The 23,973-nt window shown below is 55.4% G+C and carries 20 protein-coding genes; 10 read left to right on the top strand and 10 right to left on the bottom strand.

Going from position 1 to position 23,973, the window contains the following annotated elements:
- Positions 1-717: 717 nt before the first annotated feature.
- The 6 genes from AC6IZO_RS00960 to AC6IZO_RS00935 form a co-directional block, all read right to left on the bottom strand.
- Positions 718-3,813, bottom strand: a complete 3,096-nt coding sequence (locus AC6IZO_RS00960; protein ID WP_497807065.1) for a type I restriction endonuclease subunit R — start codon at positions 3,811-3,813, stop codon at positions 718-720.
- A complete protein-coding gene (locus tag AC6IZO_RS00955; RefSeq protein ID WP_497807063.1) occupies positions 3,810-4,817 on the bottom strand; it encodes a DUF4268 domain-containing protein in 1,008 nt (335 codons plus the stop codon). The genes AC6IZO_RS00960 and AC6IZO_RS00955 overlap by 4 nt, the downstream gene beginning before the upstream one ends.
- 8 nt (positions 4,818-4,825) lie before the next feature.
- Positions 4,826-6,181 carry a restriction endonuclease subunit S gene (locus AC6IZO_RS00950; RefSeq protein WP_497807061.1) on the bottom strand — a complete coding sequence of 452 codons (1,356 nt, stop codon included), beginning with the start codon at positions 6,179-6,181 and terminating at the stop codon, positions 4,826-4,828.
- Positions 6,178-7,254, bottom strand: a complete 1,077-nt coding sequence (locus AC6IZO_RS00945; RefSeq protein WP_497807059.1) for a virulence RhuM family protein — start codon at positions 7,252-7,254, stop codon at positions 6,178-6,180. The genes AC6IZO_RS00950 and AC6IZO_RS00945 overlap by 4 nt, the downstream gene beginning before the upstream one ends.
- Positions 7,244-8,773 carry a class I SAM-dependent DNA methyltransferase gene (locus AC6IZO_RS00940; RefSeq protein ID WP_497807057.1) on the bottom strand — a complete coding sequence of 510 codons (1,530 nt, stop codon included), beginning with the start codon at positions 8,771-8,773 and terminating at the stop codon, positions 7,244-7,246. The genes AC6IZO_RS00945 and AC6IZO_RS00940 overlap by 11 nt, the downstream gene beginning before the upstream one ends.
- A gap of 1,323 nt (positions 8,774-10,096) precedes the next feature.
- Positions 10,097-10,462, bottom strand: a complete 366-nt coding sequence (locus tag AC6IZO_RS00935; RefSeq protein WP_497807055.1) for a hypothetical protein — start codon at positions 10,460-10,462, stop codon at positions 10,097-10,099.
- 528 nt (positions 10,463-10,990) lie between these two features.
- On the opposite strand from AC6IZO_RS00935, the gene AC6IZO_RS00930 reads away from it, so the two are divergent.
- From AC6IZO_RS00930 to AC6IZO_RS00915, 4 genes are all read left to right on the top strand, one after another.
- Positions 10,991-11,344: a hypothetical protein gene (locus AC6IZO_RS00930; RefSeq protein WP_497807053.1), complete on the top strand. Its 354-nt coding sequence runs from the start codon at positions 10,991-10,993 to the stop codon at positions 11,342-11,344.
- 421 nt (positions 11,345-11,765) lie between these two features.
- Positions 11,766-13,211: an SMEK domain-containing protein gene (locus tag AC6IZO_RS00925; RefSeq protein WP_497807051.1), complete on the top strand. Its 1,446-nt coding sequence runs from the start codon at positions 11,766-11,768 to the stop codon at positions 13,209-13,211.
- Positions 13,211-14,632, top strand: coding sequence for an argonaute/piwi family protein (locus AC6IZO_RS00920; protein WP_497807049.1), 1,422 nt, complete (start codon positions 13,211-13,213; stop codon positions 14,630-14,632). Before AC6IZO_RS00925 ends, AC6IZO_RS00920 begins: the two co-directional genes overlap by 1 nt.
- Before the next feature lie 309 nt (positions 14,633-14,941).
- Positions 14,942-15,532: a potassium channel family protein gene (locus AC6IZO_RS00915; RefSeq protein WP_497807047.1), complete on the top strand. Its 591-nt coding sequence runs from the start codon at positions 14,942-14,944 to the stop codon at positions 15,530-15,532.
- A gap of 12 nt (positions 15,533-15,544) precedes the next feature.
- On the opposite strand, the gene AC6IZO_RS00910 is transcribed toward AC6IZO_RS00915, so the two are convergent.
- A complete protein-coding gene (locus AC6IZO_RS00910) occupies positions 15,545-15,931 on the bottom strand; it encodes a hypothetical protein (protein ID WP_497807045.1) in 387 nt (128 codons plus the stop codon).
- A gap of 32 nt (positions 15,932-15,963) precedes the next feature.
- Here AC6IZO_RS00910 and AC6IZO_RS00905 point away from each other — a divergent pair, with 32 nt between their 5' ends.
- Both AC6IZO_RS00905 and AC6IZO_RS00900 read left to right on the top strand, forming a co-directional pair.
- Entirely contained in the window at positions 15,964-16,413 is a 450-nt protein-coding gene (locus AC6IZO_RS00905) for a hypothetical protein (protein WP_497807043.1), read from the top strand.
- Between the two features lie 23 nt (positions 16,414-16,436).
- A complete protein-coding gene (locus AC6IZO_RS00900) occupies positions 16,437-16,907 on the top strand; it encodes a Shedu immune nuclease family protein (RefSeq protein WP_497807041.1) in 471 nt (156 codons plus the stop codon).
- Positions 16,908-17,019: 112 nt separating this feature from the next.
- On the opposite strand, the gene AC6IZO_RS00895 is transcribed toward AC6IZO_RS00900, so the two are convergent.
- The gene (locus AC6IZO_RS00895; protein WP_497807039.1) at positions 17,020-17,397 is read right to left on the bottom strand and encodes a site-specific integrase; all 378 of its coding nucleotides are present in this window, start codon (positions 17,395-17,397) and stop codon (positions 17,020-17,022) included.
- 206 nt (positions 17,398-17,603) lie between these two features.
- Between AC6IZO_RS00895 and AC6IZO_RS00890 the strand changes: the two genes are divergently transcribed.
- Complete coding sequence (locus tag AC6IZO_RS00890) at positions 17,604-18,344, top strand: hypothetical protein (RefSeq protein WP_497807037.1); 741 nt, start codon at positions 17,604-17,606, stop codon at positions 18,342-18,344.
- Between the two features lie 157 nt (positions 18,345-18,501).
- Here AC6IZO_RS00890 and AC6IZO_RS00885 read toward each other — a convergent pair whose 3' ends face one another.
- Complete coding sequence (locus AC6IZO_RS00885; RefSeq protein ID WP_497807035.1) at positions 18,502-18,687, bottom strand: ATP-binding cassette domain-containing protein; 186 nt, start codon at positions 18,685-18,687, stop codon at positions 18,502-18,504.
- A gap of 127 nt (positions 18,688-18,814) precedes the next feature.
- Between AC6IZO_RS00885 and AC6IZO_RS00880 the strand changes: the two genes are divergently transcribed.
- Genes AC6IZO_RS00880 through AC6IZO_RS00870 form a run of 3 tightly spaced genes read left to right on the top strand, consistent with a single transcriptional unit; the run spans position 18,815 to position 22,586 of the window.
- Positions 18,815-18,988 carry a hypothetical protein gene (locus AC6IZO_RS00880; protein ID WP_497807033.1) on the top strand — a complete coding sequence of 58 codons (174 nt, stop codon included), beginning with the start codon at positions 18,815-18,817 and terminating at the stop codon, positions 18,986-18,988.
- Positions 18,985-20,928, top strand: a complete 1,944-nt coding sequence (locus tag AC6IZO_RS00875) for an ATP-dependent nuclease (RefSeq protein ID WP_497807031.1) — start codon at positions 18,985-18,987, stop codon at positions 20,926-20,928. Before AC6IZO_RS00880 ends, AC6IZO_RS00875 begins: the two co-directional genes overlap by 4 nt.
- Positions 20,925-22,586 carry a UvrD-helicase domain-containing protein gene (locus AC6IZO_RS00870; protein ID WP_497807029.1) on the top strand — a complete coding sequence of 554 codons (1,662 nt, stop codon included), beginning with the start codon at positions 20,925-20,927 and terminating at the stop codon, positions 22,584-22,586. The genes AC6IZO_RS00875 and AC6IZO_RS00870 overlap by 4 nt, the downstream gene beginning before the upstream one ends.
- Positions 22,587-23,449: 863 nt before the next feature.
- Here the strand turns inward: AC6IZO_RS00870 and AC6IZO_RS00865 are convergent.
- Positions 23,450-23,626, bottom strand: a complete 177-nt coding sequence (locus AC6IZO_RS00865) for a hypothetical protein (protein ID WP_497807027.1) — start codon at positions 23,624-23,626, stop codon at positions 23,450-23,452.
- Positions 23,627-23,973 lie beyond the last annotated feature (347 nt).

Here is a 23,973-nt window from a genome sequence, read left to right as displayed (position 1 = left end):
CTCAACCGTACAAATGCAGGACCCCGAATATTTACGGTGGCTGCGGCGAGAGCACGTGGAGATCATCGACGACAACGAATTAGCCCGGCGGTTGAATATGCTCCGGCGGTGGGTGGTTAACCAGCTGCGACCGAATATCAAAGACCCCATTCCAAGGATCAAGCTCGGCCGGTTCAATCGATTCGAATGGAATAGCCCGGAATTGAATGCGTGGCTTGAACGGCGACGGAAGAGATAGCGTCGCGCAAAGCTGATACCGTCAGCTAGCACTACCGCGTGCGCGGATAACCTCTCCGCACACGTGCTGCACAAGCACCCGCTCTGCCGTCCTCTTCCTCTCCGCCGCTCTAAGTTGCCCTCATACCCCGACAAGTAAGACAACGTTCTGATGCACCGCGCTGACAAATCGCGTAAGCAGACACTCGGATTGAGACAGGGGGAACCAGGAAGACCCCCCGTATGCACCAGATCATGATGTTCTGTGCAGAAGATTCCTGACAATTGATGTCACTCGATATTTGCTGGCTGGCAAGTGTTTCGTTATGGCTTCATCGACGATTGGGCACAACGAAAACTTCGGCTTCGCCCATGGGGCAGCCCTCGATGAATCGGCAATTCAGGGTTCTTTGTCGCGAGCAGGCGTGGTCTAATTAGACTCACCCTCAGTTGTATTTCAAGCAGGATGCCGCTTTTGCCTTCCTTGCGATAGCAACAGCGTTACGCGACGGACCACTCTTCGGAGAATCCTGCTGCCTGCTGAAGAACCGTCTGCGTTGCGGTCTCCTGCATGTCGGGCGGGTATCCATATTTGCGCAGTACGCGCTTCACCAGCACACGCAGGTTGGCACGTACGTTCTCGCGAATTGTCCAATCAATCTTGGTGTTGTTCCGGACGATTTGAACCAACTCACGGGCAATGAGGCAGAGATGCTTATCCCCCATTACTTCAACCGCAGTATGGTTGGCTGCCAGGGCTTCATAGAATGCAGCTTCGGCGTTGTTCAACCCCAGCTTCGCCCCGAGCGCCTCCCGCTCGCGCAAATCGCGCGCCAGCCCGATCAGCTCGTCGATCACCTGCGCTGAGTCAATGGCCCGGTTCTGATAGCGGAGCAATGACTTCTCCAGCAGCTCCGAGAACTGCCGGAACTGAACCACGTTCTTCTTCTCCCGCCGCTTGAGTTCACCAGTGAGCAACCGCCGCAGCAGCTCTACCGCAAGATTCTTGAACTTCATGTTGCGAACTTCCGCCAGGAATTTGTCTGAGAGAATTGAAATATCCGGCCTCTTCAGGCCCGCGGCGGAGAAGATATCGACCACTTCATCGCTGGCAATCGCGTTCGAGACGATCTGGCGGATCGCATGGTCCAGCTCATGCTGAGGCTTGCCTTGCTGTTCGGCAGTCTTGGCAAGCGCCTTGCGCACGGCTTGGAAGAAGCCGACATCGTCCCGGACGTGCGTGGCCGCGGCGTCTGGCACAGCCAAGGCAAACGCAGCCGAGAGATCTTGCACAGCGGCGAGTACACGCTTCTTCCCATCCTCCAATCCAAGCACATGGTCGATGGCCGCAGCCATTACCGTTAGCTGCACAGCCGCGCTGCCTTGCTTCCACTTGCTCCAGTCGAAGCCGTGGAACAGGTTGCAGCAGATCTCGTAGTGCTTGAGCATCGCCGCGACCGCTTCTTCCTTGGGGATCGTGGTCTGGCCCTGTCCACCGTTTTCGGTGTACGTATGCAGAGCTTCCTTCAGCTCCTGCGCAATGCCCAGGTAGTCCACAACCAGCCCGCCTTCCTTATCCCGGAAGACGCGGTTCACGCGCGCGATGGCTTGCATCAGTCCGTGCGCGCGCATGTATTTGTCCAGGTACATCGTGTTCAGGCATGGCACGTCAAAGCCGGTCAGCCACATGTCGCGGACGATGACCAGTTGCAGCTTGTCCTTTGGATTCTTGAATCGCTTCGCCAGTCCCTTGCGGCGCTTGGTGTCGCGGATGTGCTGTTGCCATTCGGCCGGGTCACTGGCGGCTCCCGTCATCACAACCTTCAGGGAGCCCTTGTCGTCCTCGTCGCTGTGCCACTCGGGGCGCAGCTTCACCAAGGCGTTATAGAGGTCCACGCAGATGCGCCGGCTCATGCAGACAATCATCGCCTTGTTGACTGCGAACGATTCCCCGCGCGCTTCAAAGTGCTTCACTATATCGGCCGCGACAAGCGTCAGGCGTTTTTCCGTTCCAACCACCGCTTCCAGAGCGGCCCACTTGGTCCGAAGCCGCTCTTTGCGCTCCGTCTCCTCGCCCTCGGTCACTTCCTCAAAGTCTTTATCGACCTTGGGCATCTCTTCTTCTTTCAAAGATAGCTTCGCCATGCGGCTTTCGTAGTAGATCGGCACCGTTGCCTTGTCTTCTACCGCCCGCTGAATGTCGTAGACGCTGATGTACTCGCCAAAGACCTGACGCGTATTCGCGTCGGTCTTCTCAATTGGTGTCCCTGTGAAGCCGATGAAGGAGGCGTTGGGCAACGCATCGCGCATGTGTCGCGCAAATCCGTCCACAAAGTCGTACTGGCTGCGGTGCGCTTCGTCGGCAATCACGACAATATTCCGCCGGTCAGACAGCATCGGATACGGCTCGCCCGCCGGAGGCATGAATTTCTGAATGGTGGTGAAGACGACATGCCCCGAAGACACTGCCAGCCGTGCCTTCAGGTCTTCACGGTCTGCTGCCTGCTCGGGCATCTGGCGCAGCAGTTCATGGCACAAAGAGAAACCGTTGAAGAGCTGTCCATCCAGGTCGTTGCGGTCTGTAATCACGACGATGGTTGGGTTCTCCAGTTCCGGCTCCAGAATGAGCTTGCCTGCGTAGAAAGCCATGGTCAGGCTCTTGCCGGAACCCTGTGTGTGCCACACCACGCCAATGCGGCGGTCGCCTTTTTCGGCGGTTGCGGAGATCGTGTCCTGCACGGCCTTGTTCACCGCGTGGAATTGGTGATAGCCCGCGATCTTCTTCACTGCATCGCCGCCGCCGTCTTCCTCAAAGACGATGAAGAAGCGCAGAAAGTCCAGCAGGCGGCGCTTGTCGAAGAGCCCTTCAATCAGCACCTGCAACTTTGGCAGCAAAGACGGCGCAAGTTCCTCCCCCTCGATGGTGCGCCATGGCATGAAGCGCTCCGCGTCGGCGGTCAGTGAGCCAACGCGCGCCTCAATCCCGTCGGAGATGACCATCAGCGCGTTGTAACCGAACAACGCGGAAATCTCCTGCTTGTAGGTCTGGAGTTGTGTGAAGGCGTCCCACACGGTCGCATTGCTGTCGGCAGCGTTCTTCAGCTCAATCACCACCACGGGCAAGCCGTTCACAAACAGGATTACGTCCGGGCGCCGTGTGTGCTGGCCCTCGGAGACCGTGAACTGGTTCACGGCCAGCCAGTCGTTCTTGTCCGGGTCGTTAAAGTCGAAGACCTTGACCTGCGCTCCGCCGATGGTGCCGTCGGCGCGCGTGTACTCCACCGGCACGCCTTCCACGAACATGCGGTGGATGGCATGGTTGCGCGCCACCAGTGTCGGCCCGTGCGCGCGAAGCAGTTTCCGCATCGCCTCGTCGATGGCTTCCTTCGGCAGGTCACGGTTGATCTCTTCGAGGGCATCCCGCAGACGGCGCTCCAGCACCACGTCACGATAGCGTGCATCCGTGCGCTCCGCCGCCGTCTCGCCGCAGGCAATCTCCGGCCCGTGCAGCACCGTATAGCCAATCGCCTCCAGCCACTCCAGCGTGGCCTGTTCCACATGCGACTCCGTGAACTGCGGCGTGCCCTCGTCGCTCATTTGGCACCGACCTCCATCTCCGCCGGAAGCTCCTCCGGCTCAACTGACTTCAGAATCGGCACAAACACTTCCTGGAAGCGCTCCAGCGTCTTCCGCAGCCATGCCTGCTGCTCCGGCCAGAGCTTCTCATCACGGAAATCTGTCTTCTTTCGCGCAAGCACAAGGCACCGGCTCTTGTTCGGCTCGTCGAGATAGATCAGCTCCTCGCCAATCGTCTGCGAAAGCTTTTCATCCTGCCCCTTCAGATAGGCGAACAACTCCTCCGCGTTCTCTCCCTTCAGAATCAGGGCAACTCGCAGCTCCGGAACAATCCTCTTGTCGACCGCATCAAAGACCGTTGCTATCGAAGCCAGATGCGCGCCGGCCACGCCAAGCGGGTGAACCATCGTCCGCTGCGCCTTTGGCTTCGAGCACGAAACCGCGCTGCGTTTCTCCTCCAGAAACTCGGCAAAACCGGTCCAGAACCGCAACTGTAGTTCCTGTGCTCCCGCCCCTTCTCCCGAGCCCGCCGGGCCGCGCGTGTTCTTGCTCCACTCGTTCGGCTGGCTCACAACGTTGAACTTGGGTGCGACCGCGGAGTCGCCAATCTTCCAAAGCTCAATCTCCAGCCCGAAGAAGTTGATGCCCGTCTGCGTCTTCTCGTTCAGCCAGTCAAGCGCCGCGCGGTGCTCGTCGGTAAAGCGCTCGGCTATCCAGACGATGGTGACCGCATCGAGGCCCGCCGTGTAGGTCAGCACCTGCCCCAGATGCGTGTGGTCGGTGCGCTCAATCTGGTTCTCAATCAGCACCCATTGCTCGGTATCGGCGTCCTTGCAAAGGATGTCGGCGCGGAACAGCCCCACCGGCTTCTCCTGCGTCTCAAGCTCCAGGCTCACGCCAATCGTCTCGCCCAGCAGCGCAAGGTTCTCCGACTTCGCCAGCCACGGCGTGAAGTCACCCGACTCGCTCGCAAATACCCCTCGCAGGTCCACTTTCTCCAGACGTCCGAGATCAATCGATTTCATTCTGCTTCCTATCCTTTAACCCGTATCTCGCCGGAGATGAGCTTCGGCAGCAAAGCATCGCGTATGGCGGCAAGCGTCTTTGACTCTTGATTGGAAGCCTTGATCCTTGCAAAGAGTTGCGACGCAAAACGCCCAAAAGCAACTGCGACCTGTTCGCACGGCACGGCAATCTGAAATCGCGCTAGCGAATCCGCCTGCACACGTTGGCGGCCACTTGTCCCAGTCATGCTCTGAATGGCAAATTGACGAAACTCCGGGCTCCTCGCCAAACAATACCCATATTCAGGCGGCAGTGGAGCAATGGGGTGAAGCACAATAAACTCAGTAGAGCCCCAGCCAACCTGATGTTCGGCCAGAAAATCCACGAATGCGGTTTTTCCGTTTTCAAGGCACGGAGTGATACGCGCCAGCAGCGTATCGCCGTTCTCGAACTTCATCCCCGAACCAAACTCCCGCTCGATGACCGAGGCTGGCGAGTGGCCTTGAGTTGGAACGTTCGCCATATCAAGATACGGGGCCCGAACAGACCGTTTAAGAGAGCGCAATGGGTTCAGCTCAACGTGTTTCTTCAAAGCTGCATATTTCCAGCCGCGAGGAATCTCGCCAAGTTCGGAGGCTTCGAAGGAGTCGGGGAAGAGAGCGGCAATGTCGTCGGGGAGGCCGGTGGGGCGGCCTTCAGCTTTGGCGTGCACGGGATCGAAGTCCACAAACCACGACTTGAACAGCGCCCGCGCCATCTCCTCCAGCGTCTCGCTCATCCTCCGGTTCAACTCAATCTTGTCGTCCAGAGCGCCGAGCGTCGCACCGATTCGGCGCTGTTCAAGCATGTGAGGTAATGTAATCAAGAGCCGCTTCTGGTCCACTAGGCTAAGATATGGGGCCATGTCGGTCGAAGCTGACATACCTGCAAGCTGCGTGCGAAATTGATCACTTTGCGACCAATAGCGTAAGAAGCCCGAATCAATCGTCTCGGCATCCAGGCTGCGCCAGTAGCTCAGATGAGGCGAGTAGACAAACCGCGGAAATTCCTCTCGCACGTAAGACGTTCTTCCAGTGCTATTCCCTTTCGTAGTCACGATAACATCTCTAGGAGAAGACATCTTCGAACGGACAGCAGACGTATATTCCCGCTTGAAACGATCTGCGCCGCTGAAGCTGATATTCTGGTCACTGACATGGCCTGCACGAAGGAAGATCGGCCCGTCGCCGCCGAGCTGCTCTAGTTTTGCTCTGTATCCATCGCCGATTTCCAAAACGCCCTCTTCGATCAACTCAAGGAAGGTCACTGACCGCCACTCATTGGCCAGCCCCAAGCTCCCCGAACTTGGCGGCGTGTTCTTATCTCCTGTTCTTCGGGTGCTCATTGGCGCTCCTTGGCAGAGCGCCGGGGCGTGGCAGCATTCAGTTTCCTGACCTCTTCCACGACATGGTCGAAATCGCTGGCGGCCTCAAGTGCCGCCTTCCGCTGCTCCCGCTCGTAGGCGGCAAATTGCGCGTGGGCGTGCTCCTCGGCCAGCGCGTGCGAGATGCGGCCCGCGTCCTTCAAAATGCTGCGCTCGCTGAGCCGCAGGAAATCGTCGAGCTTGGCGATCCAGTCGGCCATGTGCATGAGGCGGTGGCCGCGCGCCTGCAACTCGGCAAAGTCCAGGTAGGCGGAGACGATCAGGTTCAGCGCCTCCAGCTCCTCCCTGCCCAGGTAGTTCTTGGCCACGGCCACATCCGCCTTGCGCACCGGCCCGGCGGGCGCGTTCTTCCAACTGGTGAGGCCCATGTGCGGCTGGCGGGCGTCGGCCCGCTCGCGGATGATCTCCGCCGCCGTGTGTCCGTGGGCGGCCCAGTGCATCTTGTTCTGCACGGTCTGGAAGAACTTCTGTGTCATCTCCGCGCTGCGGTCGTAGTCGATGCTGGTGGCGTAGATGTCCGTGACCTTTTGATAGAAGAGGCGCTCGCTGGAGCGTATGTCACGGATGCGGGCAAGCAGTTCGTCGAAGTAGTCCTGCCCGAGGGTGCGGCCGGCCTTGATGCGTTCATCGTCGAGCGTGAAGCCCTTGACGAGCAGCTCGCTGAGCCGGGCCGTGGCCCACTGGCGGAAGAGCGTGCCCCGCGACGAGCGCACCCGGTAGCCAACCGCCAGGATCATGTCGAGGTTGTAGTGCTTCAGCGTGCGTTTTACCTGGCGAGAGCCCTCCTGACGAACTTGTAAGTAATCCTTACAAGTTGCCTCCTCCCGCAACTCGCCATCACCGTAAATCTCCTGGATGTGCAGGGTTATGTTCTGAGGCGTGGTCTGGAAAAGCTCAGCCATCTGGGCCTGCGTGAGCCAGACGGTCTGGCCGTCAAGCCGCACCTGAAGATTCAGCCCGGCATCCTGATAGATAAGGAGCTGACCGGCAGAGGGCTCGGCGGAGGGTGGCGCTGAGGGCTTCCTAGTCGCCATAGCCAAGCTCCTTGAGATTGGCGGCGATGAGCGCGTCGAGCTTCTGCGCCTCGGCCTGCTGCTGACGCAGGGTGGCCGTCAGGCGCGCCATCTTCTCCTCGAAGGGCTCGCCATCGTCCTCCACGGCCTCCGCGCCAACGTAGCGGCCGGGTGTGAGCACGTGTCCCTGCTTGCGAATCTCCTCGACCGTGGCGGCTTTGCAGAAGCCTGCCACGTCCTCATACTTGCCCGCGCCCTTGTCTCCGCGCCAGGCATGGTAGGTGCCGGCGATCTTCGCCACATCCTCATCCGTCAGCTCGCGGTGGACGCGATCCACGAGCGTGCCCATCTTGCGCGCATCAATAAAGAGTGTCTCTCCGCGGCGCTCGCGGAAGCCGTTGCGCTTTTTGCTGCGCGTGAGGAACCACAGGCAGACAGGTATCTGCGTGGAGAAGAAGAGCTGACCGGGAAGCGCAACCATGCAATCCACCAGGTCGGCCTCGATGATGTTCTTGCGGATTTCGCCTTCGCCTGACTGGTTGGACGACATGGAGCCGTTGGCCAGCACAAAGCCCGCGATTCCGTGCGGCGCCAGATGGTGCAGGAAGTGTTGCACCCAGGCGAAGTTGGCATTGCCCGCAGGCGGCACGCCGTACTCCCAGCGCTTGTCCTCGCGCAGCAGATCGCCGCGCCAGTCGCTGTCATTGAACGGCGGGTTGGCCAGAACGTAGTCGGCCTTCAGGTCCGGGTGCTTATCGGCGTGGAAGGTATCGCCGTGCGCGATCTGCGCGTCAATGCCGCGAATGGCGAGGTTCATCACCGCCAGACGCCACGTGGTGTAGTTCGACTCCTGTCCGTAGATGGAGATGTCGCCGATGCGGCCGCTATGGGCCTCGATGAACTTCTCGCTCTGCACGAACATGCCGCCGGAGCCGCAACAGGGATCGTAGACGCGGCCCTTATAAGGAGCCAGCATCTCAACCAGCACGCGGACCACATGCGTGGGCGTATAGAACTGCCCGCCCTTCTTGCCCTCGGCGGCGGCGAACTGAGACAGGAAGTATTCGTAGACGCGGCCAAGCGTGTCCCGGGCACGATCCTCGGCCGTTCCCAGGCCGATATCGCTCACCAGGTTGATGATCTGCCCCAGGCGCGTTTTATCGAGCCCCGGACGGGCATATTCCTTGGGCAGCACGCCCTTCAGGCTGGCGTTGTCACGCTCAATGGCAGCCATTGCATCATCGACCGTCTTTCCGATAGTGGGCTGCGGGGCGTTCGCCTTCAAATGAGACCAGCGGGCTTCCTTCGGCACCCAGAAGATGTTGACGGCACGATACTCGTCGGGGTCCTCCGGATCGGCACCTTCGGCACGCTTGGCTTCAAGCTCAGCGTGCTTCGCCTCGAACGCATCGGAGATGTACTTGAGGAAAATCAGCCCGAGAACCACATGCTTGTACTCGGCTGCATCCATGTTGTTGCGCAGCGCGTCGGCGGCTGCCCACAACTTCGACTCAAACCCTAACGGAGTGCCACTTGCCACGGAATCGCCTCTACTTCTACGGAAAATGGGCATGGCGCGGTTGGGGGAACGCGCGCGCTGTCGCCCTCTATCTGAATGAACACGCGAAGTTTACCAGATTGAAGCTGCCATCGATGCAACTGTTTGGCCTTGCTGAAAGACGTGCAGAGAATCCAAGCCGCCTCCAAATAGGCCGACAGGGACTTATCTGAAGCAGGCGCAGCACAGTGCTGGGCCGGGCGGAGCGTGCTTCCAGAATGCGGTTGAGCCGAACGAGGAAGAAGACGTGAACAAGACTCCGAGCGAGACGTCCACGAAAGTCGTATAAGCACCTTCAAACAAACAACTTAACTCACTTTTCGACCCACTCCGACCTCAAAAATCGGGTGGGTCTTTGTCTTCTTAATATCTAAAATAAAGATAATAGGGAAGTTAGCGCGTGCAGTAGGCGCTAAAGCATCCGCTAAGTTATTGATTCTAGGTGGCGCTAAAGAGTTATCAAGTTACGAAAGAGAAGGACGTGAACGAAGAATGATCAAGGGACGAGAAGGATGGGTAAAAGCCGATCTAGCACGTCTTAGCGCCCTATTAGAATCAATAGCTTAGCGAAGGGTTTAGCGGCGTTTGCCTATGTTAAGTATTTTATATATATACACTTACATAGAAAACTGATATTTTGGACCCCCTTTTTAGAGTCCAGGGAGAGGATGACCTGTTCCCCCTCAACTACGCTTTCTGGTGGTGAGCGCCCCTGGCAACTTCATGGCCGACTTCCAAGTGGCTCCTTGACGAAGCACACTCGCGGAATAAGAGGAGGATAGGCAAGGAGCGAGCAGTTTGTGATGACGCACCCGGAAACCACAGAATTCACCAAGTCGCGCGTTGGTCCGCTCTGTGAGAACTACTGGCATTTGAATCCCGGAACTCTCCCCCCCCTGCTGCGTAGCGCCACCCCTTGCTTATTTCCGGTAGGACACTACGAGATCGATGCCCCGCCGGTTGAAGCATTTCCGCCACAGGGAGTAATCCTATCCGCGGTCGGCGATTACGCGCCTAGCTTCTGGCGCAGTTTCAGCCACCGCCAGCAACGGACGCTCGTCGGGCAGGAATCGCCATGCCGCGCTGGTTTGCGGAACCAGCGAATGCGCTCAAATCACACCCGGTTCGACGCTTTTGGTCTGCATCGATTGTCCCGGCGCCGAATCGGCGGAGGCAACAACGGCTCGATCATCTCCCACTGTTCGTCGGTTAGTTCCCAACGTCCGCGCATCGGTCAGAACGGAGCATCCCAGAGCACCCCCAGAATGCCACCTTTTCCCCCTCGCAGGATTTATGAGACTGGTTCTAGTCTTTCGCTCGCTCCCGACGAACAATTTTCAGTTCCCACGCCTTTCCATCGGCACGTTTCACATAGAGACTATTGCCCTGAACGTATACATCCACCTGCTCGCCGACGACAAAATCTGCGGCGTCATTGTGCCTTCGACGTGCGACTCGCTTTCCTTCCGCAGTAATGATGACGCCGTTGAACTTCACCGTAAGAACGGGATATTGAACATCACCACCACCACCAAGGATTTCGCCATTTGCCGCAATGATGTCGTCCGCTTCCGTTCTATACGAGACGTTTGTTAGCGTTGCTTCTTCCCACTGAACCAATTTCTCTTTCGCCTGAATAGGCTGGCTGTTTGTAATTACCACTACAGCCAAAAGACAAATCCCCATAACAACACGCAGACAATAACCGTGGAACACGCTTCCCCTTTCTCGTTTACAGGAATATTGGTTCGTTCAGAAAAGCGTAAAACTGGAGGAATCCCGAGTAAAGCTAAATTAATAGGTTGGATACGGAACCTCACGTCCCACGGTGAGACTCCGAGCCCTCTATACCAGAACTTAGGTTTTACTCTTCTCTCTGCAATCAAATTCATTGATTCCGAATTATGTACGAATTATAAGTCAGGTAACATCGGGCAAGGCTCAACCTAACCGTTGAGTACGGCAACCGAGCAGGAGACGCCACGGTGCCAGCGGCATGATCGACCATGCCGGATGCGCGGAATCGATTCCGAAAAGATAGTCTCCCTAGTCCGCCTGATGTTTTGGGCGGATATTGTTTTGCGCTCCTGGTGCGTTAACGCAGCGCGCCTTAGCAGATCGAACCTCCGAGTCCATTGACTCGAAGAATCGCTTTCGATTCTGCCTGGCAACGCTGACGTTCTCAACTAGGAGGAGTGCATGACCGTCCCGTCCGCAACCCTAATCCATCCCGACGGCACATCCGAAACGCTCTACGCCCGTCGCCGCCCAGGGAAGAAGTTCTCGATTCTTGAGCTGATCCGCCGGCTGGGGTATCTGAACCCGTGGTTTTATTCCATTGAGGGGTCAAACCTAACTTCGATCGTCAGCAAAGAAGCCCGATCCGCAGGCGAACCACTCAATCCAACTGCCACAGAACTCCGGAAGCAAGTCGCGTTCTACGAGTTCGAACCGGTGTACGGAAATGCTGTGATTTATGAAGAAGGTTCAATCAGCATGCAATGTGAAGATCGCAAGGACGGCGTGATGTGGCGGGATCGAAAGGCGAACTGAGAGGAAGGAACCTGAAATTCGCTCGCGACGTCGGATGTGCCTCTTTGAGTTTCTACCAGGGAGGACAAGAGGAACAAATCTGCTGAATGGAGCTAAGCCGACATCTCGGTACGAACCAGGGTCGACGAGTGGGTTGGCGATCTGGCGACAGTCGACACTCATCTCCTGCCTACAAGCCTGTTTCAGAACGCCAACTTCAACCATTGTGTTTAGTTGAGCCCCCCAGGTCTGCTAGAGAAGACTTCCACCCTGTTCCCGGGTTACTGTTCCCAGATCCTCTTTCTTTCCCCGGGGCTCCAAGTTTTCCAATTTCCGTCCCCAGTTTTCCGTGCGTCGGCAGGGTCCCAGCAACTAAAATTGTTGTAAATATGTATCATCTCCCGATTTCTCGGCGAATCTCGCTAAATCGAGGCGGACACACGTGAAACATCTCGATCTGCAGAACGAATTCAGAGAGTTGATAGCGCAACTGAGGTTCCAAGTTGAGTCTGCGAGTGCCATGGGAAGCTATGACACACACAAGGTTGCGGAGTTCGCCTTATGTGGTCCTCTTCGCGAATTGTACGGTTGGACAGCCCTTCGCAACCTCAATTCTGAACTGGCGAACTCTCCTGGAATAGATCTCGCTGACGACTTGGCGCGGATCGCAATCCAAGTGACGGCAACTGCTGATCTCGCCAAAATCAAGCACACGATAGAGGTCTTTATCGACCACGGGCTCAATCAGAAGTACGACCGATTGATCGTCTTCATCTTATCGAAGAAGCAAAGCAGCTATTCGCAGGCATCGGTTGACGCCAGCACGAATGGACGCCTCACGTTTTCGGCCAGTAAAGACATTTGGGATTATCAGGACATCTGCACAACGGCGGCCGGCGCAACGCCCAAGCAGTTGCAGGCCGTCGTCAACCACCTCAAAGGCTATATGAGGGGCATCCCGGTCGGCCTTGCCGATGAAGACATTGATCCGCCTACCGAGCCTCCAGAGTCGCTATTGGCCAATCTGTTAGAGCTGTACTTCCCGAAAACTCTATACATCGCTCAAATGTCTGCAGACCTAATTGAGCGGCATGGAAAGAGACGGCCAGGGCAGATGCGCAAAACGATTAGCGAATTCAACAGAGACTTAAAGACGCCAGTTCCGTCCGGATATGTCACTCACGGCAGACTAATCATCTCGTTCTTGGATCTGACGGATTCAGGTTCGCCATTCCGTCATCTGATAGATCCTGGAACCTCTGAGGAGCACAGATCCGAAGACTTCCTTGACATTGATCCTGACCGTGAAAGGGTGTTTAAATCCCTTCTCCGATCCACACTGCAGCAACGTCTCTACGCGGAACGCGTGCGTTGGGAACATGAAGACCGTCAATTTATCTTCCTTCCTCGCGAGGACGATCAGAACCAGCGTTATATTGAGTGGCGCGGTGAGAAAACAGCGACTCGTGCAGTTTTTGATCGCAAGTACAGCAAGAAGGATCCATCAAAGGTCCTCCAGCAAAAGCATCTCTCGTTTGCAGTCCAGTTCCTTCGCTTCGACGGCGACTGGTTTATGTCCATCACGCCGAGTTGGTTCTTCAGCTTTGGGCCCAAATTCAACAAATCGAACTACGCTTTTCAGAATCTCAGCTGGATAAAACGGCAGGAGACCAATCAATCTGTAATGAATCACTTCAGATTCATTGCTACATGGCTCAAATCGATAGATGAAGAGACCCTATTCAGCGCCGACAGCCATGCGGTACTGCTTTCCTTCGGCAACATGTTGACTTTGGATGGTGCACCTTCGCTCGATGAGTCCAAGTGGCTTCCTCTATCTGATTCTTTGGATGGTGAGGACGATATTCCGAGGAGGCTGTTCGACTGATGAAGCTATTTCATATCAAAGAACCTCGCCTGGCCTTTGCTGAAGGAACTCACATATGTCCGCGGCGGGGTATTGCCACATATGGAGTCTACGATCGCCACTCACAGACCCGGCGCACTCCAATACATCTTGGGGTCGTTGGCACCAGCGCCGATCTTGAAGCCATGGCGAACCTGCTTGAAAGAATGAAGTCTCCAATTCGAGGTGTCTTGGATGAGCGCAAACGCAACCTGTTCCCTGATTTCTGCGGATTCAATTCGGGTACCGGTTTTTATGCGGAGCTTGTGTTTAACCAAGATCTCGGACGTCCAATCAAGAACACTGACCTGAGCAAGATAACAAAGATAAAGAACAGAGCTGAGAGAATTGAAGCTGCGCTTGATCTCTACTACGACGAGATCAAGTTCTTAGCACAAAACCGCCCCATCGACGTTATAGTATGCGTTTTGTCCAAACCAATTTACGATGCCGTCAGCAAAGAGGCTGTTGTTGAAGAAGAGGAGCACCTCGAAACAAGTGTCGACGTTGATTCGGAGTTGAACTTTCGTCGCGCACTCAAGGCGCGAACAATGCATTTTGGAAAGCCTCTCCAATTGCTTCGGGCAGAAACCTTCAAATCGGATGCTAAGAAGCAGCAGGATGACGCGACAAAAGCCTGGAATCTCTCCACTGCGCTTTATTACAAGGCGGGGGCCACCAATCCGTGGCGCTTGGACAGAAAGGGCGATCACCCCCTGTCGTGCGCGCTTGGCGTGGCTTTTTACCGAAGCCGGGATAAAAAGAGTCTCAATACCAGTTTGGCCCAGGTGTTTGATGAATTGGGCAACGGCTTGATTATGCGCGGCACTCCAGTCCAACTGGATAAGGATAACCGTGTGCCAAAACTGACGGCAGACCAGGCATATTTGTTATTCAAATCCGCGTTGCAGGAGTACTGGAATGCGTTGCGGACGAATCCAAAGCGGGTAGTTGTTCACAAAACTTCCAACTTCTCCGACGCCGAAGCAGATGGCTTCCTGTCTGCGGCGGACGAGCTGCGCATTGACACGGTTGATTTTGTTACTGTCATGGATTCGAAGCTTCGACTCTTTAGGAATGGGGGCTACCCGCCATACCGTGGCACCTCAGTGGAAATCGGTCAGAACCATCAATTGCTCTACACGCGGGGCTCAAACTGGTACTACGGAACCTACCCCGGAATGTACATCCCACAACCGCTTGAACTCCGGGTCCTTCGTTCGGAACAGAGCGCTGACTTCCTTGCCCGAGAGATTCTCGGGTTAACCAAGATGAATTGGAACAACACGCAAGTTGACGGCAAATATCCCATCACTCTGAGTTGCGCCCGAAAGGTTGGCGAGATCATGAAGTACTTGGAGGAACATGACCATCCGCAGATTCGCTATGGGTACTACATGTGAGAAGGCGAAAGACTCGGTCAGATGAAACGTTGCCGAGGTTAGCCTTGCGGCGATCTGGGTCATATATCTTAAGTGTCGCGTACGGGCCAACGCACTCGCCGATACTTCAGGCGACAAAAATCTGCGGTCGGTTCACGACTTGGCGATTATGCACGATTGAGAATTGAAACAGTTGATGACGAGAACGGTGCTTACTGTACCTAAAGAGATGAGAACCATGTCTGTGCATGGCATCTGGCGATTACGCGGACTTCTTCCTTGAGCCAATGTCGTATATTGTGAGCCAGCAAAAGATCGGGGCTTGAAAGAATGGAAAGGCAGACGCAAGATCTTCCAACTTGGCTCTTGGCATTCATCTCACCAACGAGAGTGCTTTTTGAGCGATTTAATCGCATCAGCATCCAACGCTGGAGCGCCTCGTTTCTCGTACTGAATTTGGTATTTCTGTTCCTATTGCCACTGATCCAGCAGCATTGGCCCTTTTGGCATGGTCTCGTGTTTCTCGTTTGGCTGCTGCCGCTCTCGAGGACAGTCGAAATCGTGTACGCATTTTACAACGATACCTTCGACCAACTACGCCGGGTTCCCCTGAAGACGAAGCTGGACCGGGTGCAGCGATTCAAACTGCTCGGCCGCAGCTATATTGAGGTCTCAATCTGCTACGCCTCTCTTTATCTCGCTGTTCCCTGGTGCCACTTCAATCGTGCACCTTCGACCGGATTTGAGGCTGGATACTTCAGCTGGATCACGATTACGACGACGGGATACGGCGACATTCTTCCCGAGAGCTCGTTCACACGCCTGCTTTGCATGACAGAAATCGGCGTGGGGTTAATGCTTCTAGTCTTCGCCGTTGGGGTCTATTTTTCGCTTGAAAATGAAGGCACTTCGAGAGACTGATTCATGCCTTCGCTAGGCCAGAAAGGAATGGGGTACTTTTGTAAGACAGATTTCGGCACCCGATGGGAGAATCAAGGCAACCTTCAAAGAAGGTGGCAGGCTCCGACATTCAGAGTTGTCGATAAGAACGATTCTGCGCGTCTGGTTCGAATATTGAAGCGACTCAAGAATCCAAAGCGAAACGATAGATTCGATCAGGAAGTCCAGCCGGGCTTGGTGCTCGAACATCCGAACATTCTCCTGATCTGGAATCATGGAGTAGTGGCGGATGGCAAACCGTATTTTGTTAAGCCATTCTGCAATCGAGGCAAATTTGAGGAACAGCAGAGGCCCCTCGAATCTCCGCTCAAAGTCTTGAAGTTCTTTCGAAAGATTTGTGAAGGCGCTGCCCACGCGCATTTGCCTGCGCCTTTGGCGGAACGCCAAGAGCAATGAATATTTTGCTCACCAGTCTTGGGGCAATCGAGGACCCTAGACTCGAATCGACGGCGCGCGCGTGGCGAGAGCGACACCATATCGTTGAGCTTTTGCCCGCCGCGCGCCTGCTGGACTATCTACGCCTCACTTCAGCCAGTCTGGCCCATATCGATGTCATCGTCTGCGATGCCGATACCGCTCCTGACGGCATACCGAATTCAGAAACGCTGGAAAAGGCGATACGGCTTGCAAATAAGGTCGCCGAGTTGCCGGAATTTATCGCACAACGTGATGGCCGTACCTGGAAGATGGTGCCATTTATCATCATCGGCGAAAACTCGTTCTGCTTCTATGAAATGCCCGACCTGAAGGCAAGGCATGCGGGCATCGTCAAGCCGACCCCATACACTGATGGCACGCTTCGCAGATTCAGGAAAAGGTTGCCAGCTACTATGACCGCCTAATGAGGGAATACGAGAACCGAGGAATGATGGTCCGCTTTCTTCATGGCAGGACACAGATCAGCCCGGCGCTCAAACGCAAGAATAAACATGAAGAGAGCGAGTATTTCTATGTGCCCGCCGATCGCAGGAAACTCCAGCGAAACAAATGGCTGACCGTTATGCGCGACAACACGGGGATTGAGGCCGACGTTTCCATGCTCGAGCAACTACTCAACACAAACGCTTCCGAGCAGGAAATGCAACGGTTCTTTGAGGAGCATCCGACGATCCTGATGCAGGCACGACTCGGAATTCCCGTTGCCCATCCCTATGTGACTTCGCCGAGCCCGAATATTTTCGACTTCGCCTTAACGCCGATTATGGGCGGTCTTAATGGCGACCCGGTGGACCTGCTTGAATTGAAGGGACCGGATGAGCCTCTCCAGAACAATCTTCGACTACACAAGGGATTGTCGACGGCACTGCATAAGGCCATAGACCAGGTGCGTGACTAGCTTCGCCCGACGCAACCCGCAGCCGACAAGCACGGAGATGATTGCCAGAATACGGAGGCTGCACAGATCGTCACCATCTGCTTTCCCCAGTAGGATTCAACTTGGTCTTGCGTCAGCCAGATCCGGTACGGGCGCAAAGCTGCCTCACCCCATTGCCCCGACGAATTCCCGCAGCGAGCTCCGGACTGAGCAAGCCGGAATCTGCAGCTTCGTATGCCAGTCGCCGGACTGCCGCAAGGCGCTGATTGACAGTTCCAGCCGCCAAGCCCAAAGACTCTAAGTAAAGGCGAAAGCGCAGGACAACAGTCCGGTTCAAAGCAAGCCGGGGCTCGGAACAATACCAGGTGATGAATTGTTCGATCGCATACTTGTAGTTTCTCCTCGAATGTGGAGAGCTAAGGCTATTGAGTACCGCGGATTTAGCCTGATCCAGATCTGGAAGCTTTAGAACGATCTTGTGGCTGGGGCGCCGTTTGTTTCTTTTGCGCATATGAGCGGCCTCCACGCCGCTGGCATGCACAAAATAGACCGTGCCAAGAAGTCTGGCCTCGAAAAGTGCGTAGGCGATTTCGCGTCAACTCATTTCTTTGGTATCCCCGGTTCCAAGTGCGAGGCGAGGGAGGCACCGTAGTCGTGCTACGTCATTGAGACCGTGGACGCCGGCCAAGATGAGAAACTATAGGCATGCCGGTTCACATGTTTGCGATCGAATCCGTTTACGAAAGTGCTCTGCAAGGAGACTCACTCGAGAGCCTTCTTCCGTCCATCCGTGACTATTTCGGAGAGCTCAAGCAAAGAGGAGAGCTAAACGACAAGCACCTCAAATGTCGAGGCATTGCCGATGTACGCCATGCGATTCAAGAGTTCATGGATTGGGCAAATAACAAACCTGCCGAAGATCCAAAGTGGCTTTGGATCTCCTTGCACGGTAAGCGCCCAGAGCGCCCTGAGTACGTCGGCACAAAAGGATTGGCCGCTGCTGGGAGTCTAGAGGGCGAGGCTCGCACAGACGGACATGATGAGTTCGACTGGTATGAGGCGTTCGGCGTCAGCGATGTCTCTTTTCCGCCTAACGTGATGATTGTCATGGATGTCTGCAGCGGCGGCTCTCCATCCGCCGCTGCGCGTGCATCTCGTCGTGGAGGAAGTCCCCGGATGCTTTTTGGCCCCGTCCGAGCTGCTCACCGGGTTGAACTCAATACAGCAGCCGGATTGCTCACCGCGGCATTGCAGCATGGGACCCTTCCAACTGTCGCCGAAGCGAAGCGGCTGGTCACAACTCTCAATCGATCCTTCCCGAAAGATGCTGCGAACGGCAAAGAGTTCTACCGCGTATGGTGGTGGGGGCCTAAACGTCCTTCATCCTTCCCTCGTCCAAAGGGCGGTCTCAAGCGTGTGACGCAGTTGAACGTCCCAACTCTCGAGGCTAGCTCATGAGGTGGTCTCTCCATGACTTTGAGCGGAATCAACACGCGGTTCCAGCTTGTCTTTCCTATGATCGCCTGGGATAGCGGTTACATCCCACCGCATTCATCCACCTTGGACGGCAGTGCCGGTTCAGTTTACGATTCGCGGGGGACGCGGAAATCAAACTTCACCACGTGACGCTTCTTCGGCAGTTCAATCTTTTCTCGCCGACCACCATCCGGAAGAGCGTTGTCTTGCCCGCCCCGTTCGGACCGACGAGTCCGACTTTTTCACCGGGATTCAACTGAAAGGAAGCGTCCACGAAGAGCAACTGCTTGCCATATTGCTTGTTGATGTTTGAGAAAGAGATCATTTTGAAGGAGCAACTCGCGGGCACGCTGCCTCTTCCAGTATAGCCCGGCCCAATCCGCACCCGTTGAACCCGCTTTGTCCGGAGTACACTGTTTCTTAAACTTCAGCCTTGAATGTAGGGATTAGTTATGAGCCAAAGTGTCTTCTTCTCCTGGCAAAGCGACACCATGTCGAAAGTCGGAAGGAATTTCATCGAGCAAGCTCTCAACCGTGCAGTTGGTGCAATCAATTCAGATCTGGAGATCAAAGATGCTGATCGGCCGGATACACCATCGCTTCTAGTCGACAAGGATATCCGATGAAGCTCGTGAAACTTAGGTTGTGCAACTTTCAGTCGTTCCCATCCACCCCAGTCGATATCGATCTGTCAGCAGTCACTTTCCTGCTTGGTCCAAACGGATCGGGGAAAACGGCCGTGCTGTTGGCGATGGCTCGTCTTTTCGGCTTTGAACGCTCTATGCGGCCGATTCGCAGAACGGACTTCCACGCTGCAGACGGTGTGCCCGGGACTGCGACTGCGGCAAAACAACACCTTTGGATCGAAGCGCACTTCGACTTTCCAGAGTTGAAGAAGAAGACCGGAAAATACGCAACCATCCCGCCGAACTTTGCGCATATGCAATTGCTCTCAGCCGACGGAATTCCACGCATCCGTGTCCGGTTGAGCGCCGAAATGGACGCCGATGGAGAAATCGACGAACAGTGCCTCTGGGTACTTGAAACAGATGCCGCGGGCGAGCCGACCAAGACTAGCGTGGTTTCCCGGAGTGACAGGAATAGCTTCCATATTCATTACCTTCCGGCTCGTCGCGATCCAGCAGACCACATATCTTATGCGGCGACGACCCTTCTTGGCCGTGCACTTCGATCTGCCAATTGGACTAGCGAACGGGACACCATCGCCGCTCTGTCCGAAAACATCAGCCAAGAGCTGGCGAATAATGCAGCCATCTCAACGATCAGCGCTCAAATCAAAGCATCGTGGACTGGTCTGCACAAGGGGAAGTATTACGCTTCCCCAGCTGTTTCCTTCATCTCGGGCGAATTGGAGCAACTGCTACGGCACCTGACCATTGGCTTCAGCCCTGGGGAGACGGAGCCGACCGTTGATTTCACCCGCCTCAGCGATGGGCAGAAATCACTGCTTTACTTCTCGCTCGTCCTCGCGATGCAAGCCATCGGGCGAAAAGTGCTGAAGAAGGAAACGGATGCATTTGACGTTGACAAACTCCGTCCGGCGATCTTCACCCTGGTAGCACTAGAGGAGCCGGAGAACAGTTTGTCGCCCCATTACCTCGGACGCATCCTCAATTGCCTCAAGGTGATTTCGGGGAATGAAGATGCGCAAGCTATTGTCTCCACGCATTCCCCATCGGTTGTTAAACGGGTTCCACCGGAACAAATCCGCTATCTCAGGCTCAACGCGAAGCGGGCGACGGTTGTGAATACCATCCAGATGCCCGACAAAGCCGACGAAGCACACAAGTTTGTGAGAGAGGCCGTTCAAGCGTACCCCGAACTCTACTTTTCAAGACTCGTCATCCTAGGCGAAGGAGACAGCGAGGAAGTGGTGATTCCACGCCTTCTGGAGGCAGGGGGAATAGGCGATGATGAATCATCCATCGCGGTCGTCCCGCTGGGAGGGCGACATGTCAACCACTTCTGGCGCCTCCTGAATGCATTGGGTATTCCACATGTGACGCTGCTCGATCTTGATCTCGGGCGGTATCAAGGGGGGTGGGGGCGCGTCAGATATGCCGTCAATCAACTGCTACTGTATTTACCCTCAGATGGCACGCTGACCCCTGAGCACGTCAGCGGCATCACTGCGTGGGATGGCGTGCCTCGGTTGCTGGAGCAGGGATCGGCCTGGCCTAAATGGCAACCATGGTTGGAGAGTCAAGGTGTTTTCTTTTCGTCTCCTCTCGATCTGGACTTTGCCATGTTGACGGCCTTTCCGGCCACTTACAAGGCACCCCCAGCAGCCGCTCGAACACTCCCTGAAGACTCCACGGTGAAGTCGGTCTTAGGTAAGAGTCACGGTCAGTTGGAACAATACACTGAAGGCGAGCGGAAGCTGTTCGCCACTTACCATTCCTTGTTCAAGATCGGCAGTAAACCAGCTGAACACTTGCAGGCCATGAGCGAACTAAGCGAGGCAAAATTAAAAATATCTGCCCCGAGTACATTGAAACGACTCGTAGAAGCAGTCAAAACGAAACTTGCGGGGTTGCCCGAATGATCCCTAAAGCCGCCTGGACACCGGCAGGCGATCTCTGGCTCGAACCAAATGCCCGCTTGGCAATCCTGGAAGAAGAACAGAGTCTCGCCCTAACCGCTGGCCCAGGGGCAGGCAAAACTGAGATGCTCGCTCAGAAGGCGGATTATCTTCTTCGTACTGGCAGCTGCCGATATCCCGAGCGAATTCTTGCGATAGCCTTCAAAGTTGACGCGAGTGCAAACCTCCGCCAACGCGTGCAGCTTCGTTGCGGCAAAGATCTGGCCGAACGCTTCGACTCACTAACGTTTCATGGATTCGCAAAGCGGTTGATTGATCGCTTTCGTCCTCTGCTCACGGGCCGCGATGCGCTCGACTCCGATTACACGATCGGTGAAGCGCGGATCAGCAGAACACAAATTACGTTCGGAGACCTTGTTCCCTTGGCTCTTGAGATTATCCAGTGTTCGGAGATGGTTCGAACAGCAATCACCCAGACGTACTCGCATGTCTTCCTAGATGAATTTCAGGACTGCACGAACGAACAGTACCAGTTAATCCGCACGGCCTTCTTGGGTACAGGAGCCCGACTAACCGCGGTAGGTGATACAAAACAGAAAATCATGGGATGGGCCGGCGCGTTGGAAGGTATTTTCCAAACCTTTGCCGCGGACTTCAACGCGAAACCCTTGAACCTGTATCAGAACTTCCGTTCCAAGCCCAGGCTCCGTCGGATGCAAAACGAGATGGTGAAGGTCATGGACCCGGCTGCTGCGGTTGCCGATGGCGAGCTTCTGGGCAATGAAGGCATGATTGGTAAATGTTCCTTCAAGACGGACGATAAAGAAGCTGCATGGCTAGCTGAGAAGATTGCGAAGTGGATCTCAGAGGGCCTGCCACCCTCTGAGATCGCAGTGCTAATAGGCAACAAGCCAGAGTTGTACGCCATAAAGCTCATGGAGCAACTGGAGATCAGAGGAATACCCTATCGGGACGAAAAGCAATTTCAGGATCTCGGAACAGAACCCCTTGCCCGCGTATACACAGATGTTCTCAAGTGCGTCTTTCTTGATCGAGCTCCAGAGCCATACGCTCGGCTTATAGAGCTGTATGAAGGTCGCTGGAATGACGTTTCGAATCCAGCGGCTCATCGCCAGTTCAAGGAATTCCTCAGTAAGAACATGGAAGCGGTCCGTGCCAAATCCTTTCAGGGACCAACCGATTCAGTACTGCGGGGAATAACCAACGGCTTCTTGAATCTCGTCGGTCGTTCGGCACTGGTTTCTCTCTCGGACGAATACACAGGAGCAAATCGCCTCGACGATCTTGCGGAGCAAGTCCACGCTCGTCTGCGAGAGCTGTTGGATGGGGGATTAGAAATCGGCGAAGCTTTGGCAAGATTTTCAGAAGACGGGGCCGTCCGCATCATGACCGTGCATAAGAGTAAAGGGCTCGAATTTCACACAGTCATCGCAATGGGAATCGAAAAACAAATCTTTTTTGGTGATATCGACTCTACGCGCTCCACGTTTTTTGTGCAGATTTCGCGTGCGAAAGAACGTCTGGTGCTTACTTATGCCGCCCATCGTTCCCGCCCAGACGGACACACCGGCTACTGGTATGAAAATAGAACTCCCAAAACAGAGTTCTTTGATTATGCAACGAAGGCTCGCGACTCCTGACAATTAGATCATCCAGGGTGACTCGGAGGACTTCTACTGAGAAGTAGGCCAGTATCCAGCGATCTGCAGAACGTCGAGCGCTGGATTGTTGCCAACAGGGCAACGCACTCATCGAAAATGGTTTGTCTGGTGAAACAGAATAGGTTCTCATCAACGCCCCAACCGGAACGAGTATTTCCCATGGTGCAAGTTGTCCGGGACTGCCGGTCCCACTCCTGTCGCGAATGCCTGCGGCCTGATTGAATTCAGTTTTGAAGCAGAATTGGGGATGGAAGGAGCCGATTGGACACCAATCGGACACGAAATCATCCACGACGCGCTTCAGCGCGTGGAGCATATCGCTTGTAAGTGATTGAAAGGGCGAGACTGGCGGAGCGGGGGGATTCGAACCCCCCGATACAGCTTTAAGGCCGTACAACCGTTTAGCAAACCTTTGAACCTCGGTAACAGAGGTGACCGAACGTGCAAAGATGCACTGTACGACGACTCGCAACCTCTACGGCGATGTAATCTCTCTCTAACACGGCGATGATCGAGAGAGGCCGGAAGAACACGCATCACGCGATGCGAAGCGCGCCGGACTGCAAGCGAAACGATAGGATCATCCGATCAACAAGTCGGGCTTTCGCACAGAGGCACGCTTAGGGTAATTCTGGCGCGCCCTCGCGATACTTGATCGGGGGTGTAGAGGAGGCGTGCTGTCCGATGTCCTCCGGCACTGATTATTCGAGTGCCTGCTTTCCCGGCATCCCCTCACTGAGCACGATAGCAACGACCAGCAGGATCGCGGAACAGACAGAGTCGGTCGAGCCTGAGCAGATTGTCAGCCTTTCCGTTTTGATGGACCGACATCGTGGGGGCCTCTAATTGGCCTTCTTCCTAGCTTCATCCAGACGTTTCCGGAAGTACTCCGCCAGCTTCTTGAGTCGAACTTCGCGATTCGGGTTCTCGTTGAAGATTTGAATGATCTTCGGAAACTCCTGACGTATCTTCTCCAAATTGTGCGCCGGTGGCTTCAACTGTGGATGATCCTCTGCCATTGCTGTCTACACCCTTTTTGCACTCCTCTACCGGTGGCATCCGTTGCCCTCAGGGACGCATGGGGACGCTGGATCGAATTCTCGGCCTGCGCCTTCGGACTGTCCAAGGCGTTCAGCGCACGCCACACAGGCATCGTTCTCGCGTCTGGGGCAGAATATACGCGCCAGCATCCGACAACCTGCTATATACGCCCAGTCACTTGCTGCCGAAGAAACTCATGCACAGACCGAGGTATTCTGCGGTGACGCTCAAGAGGAACGCTTTTCACGAAGCCCCTCCCGCCGAAGAGCTTCCCCCTTCCTCCTCCAGCCATTCGTTAGCACACACAGCCCGGCAGACCTTCTCC

It is taken from the genome of Oryzophilus luti (assembly GCF_059726245.1).
This window is presented reverse-complemented; position numbering and strand designations above follow the sequence as displayed.

Bases quoted from the DNA above. Each gene is read 5' to 3' on its own strand.
- AC6IZO_RS00890 (WP_497807037.1), top strand. From the start codon at position 17,604: ATGTTTGCGATCGAATCCGTTTACGAAAGTGCTCTGCAAGGAGACTCA.
- AC6IZO_RS00905 (WP_497807043.1), top strand. From the start codon at position 15,964: ATGAATATTTTGCTCACCAGTCTTGGGGCAATCGAGGACCCTAGACTC.
- AC6IZO_RS00910 (WP_497807045.1), bottom strand. From the start codon at position 15,931: ATGCGCGTGGGCAGCGCCTTCACAAATCTTTCGAAAGAACTTCAAGAC.
- AC6IZO_RS00920 (WP_497807049.1), top strand. From the start codon at position 13,211: ATGAAGCTATTTCATATCAAAGAACCTCGCCTGGCCTTTGCTGAAGGA.
- AC6IZO_RS00880 (WP_497807033.1), top strand. From the start codon at position 18,815: ATGAGCCAAAGTGTCTTCTTCTCCTGGCAAAGCGACACCATGTCGAAA.
- AC6IZO_RS00955 (WP_497807063.1), bottom strand. From the start codon at position 4,817: ATGAAATCGATTGATCTCGGACGTCTGGAGAAAGTGGACCTGCGAGGG.
- AC6IZO_RS00960 (WP_497807065.1), bottom strand. From the start codon at position 3,813: ATGAGCGACGAGGGCACGCCGCAGTTCACGGAGTCGCATGTGGAACAG.
- AC6IZO_RS00885 (WP_497807035.1), bottom strand. From the start codon at position 18,687: ATGATCTCTTTCTCAAACATCAACAAGCAATATGGCAAGCAGTTGCTC.
- AC6IZO_RS00895 (WP_497807039.1), bottom strand. From the start codon at position 17,397: ATGCGCAAAAGAAACAAACGGCGCCCCAGCCACAAGATCGTTCTAAAG.
- AC6IZO_RS00875 (WP_497807031.1), top strand. From the start codon at position 18,985: ATGAAGCTCGTGAAACTTAGGTTGTGCAACTTTCAGTCGTTCCCATCC.
- AC6IZO_RS00915 (WP_497807047.1), top strand. From the start codon at position 14,942: ATGGAAAGGCAGACGCAAGATCTTCCAACTTGGCTCTTGGCATTCATC.
- AC6IZO_RS00865 (WP_497807027.1), bottom strand. From the start codon at position 23,626: ATGGCAGAGGATCATCCACAGTTGAAGCCACCGGCGCACAATTTGGAG.
- AC6IZO_RS00930 (WP_497807053.1), top strand. From the start codon at position 10,991: ATGACCGTCCCGTCCGCAACCCTAATCCATCCCGACGGCACATCCGAA.
- AC6IZO_RS00950 (WP_497807061.1), bottom strand. From the start codon at position 6,181: ATGAGCACCCGAAGAACAGGAGATAAGAACACGCCGCCAAGTTCGGGG.
- AC6IZO_RS00900 (WP_497807041.1), top strand. From the start codon at position 16,437: ATGATGGTCCGCTTTCTTCATGGCAGGACACAGATCAGCCCGGCGCTC.
- AC6IZO_RS00870 (WP_497807029.1), top strand. From the start codon at position 20,925: ATGATCCCTAAAGCCGCCTGGACACCGGCAGGCGATCTCTGGCTCGAA.
- AC6IZO_RS00945 (WP_497807059.1), bottom strand. From the start codon at position 7,254: ATGGCGACTAGGAAGCCCTCAGCGCCACCCTCCGCCGAGCCCTCTGCC.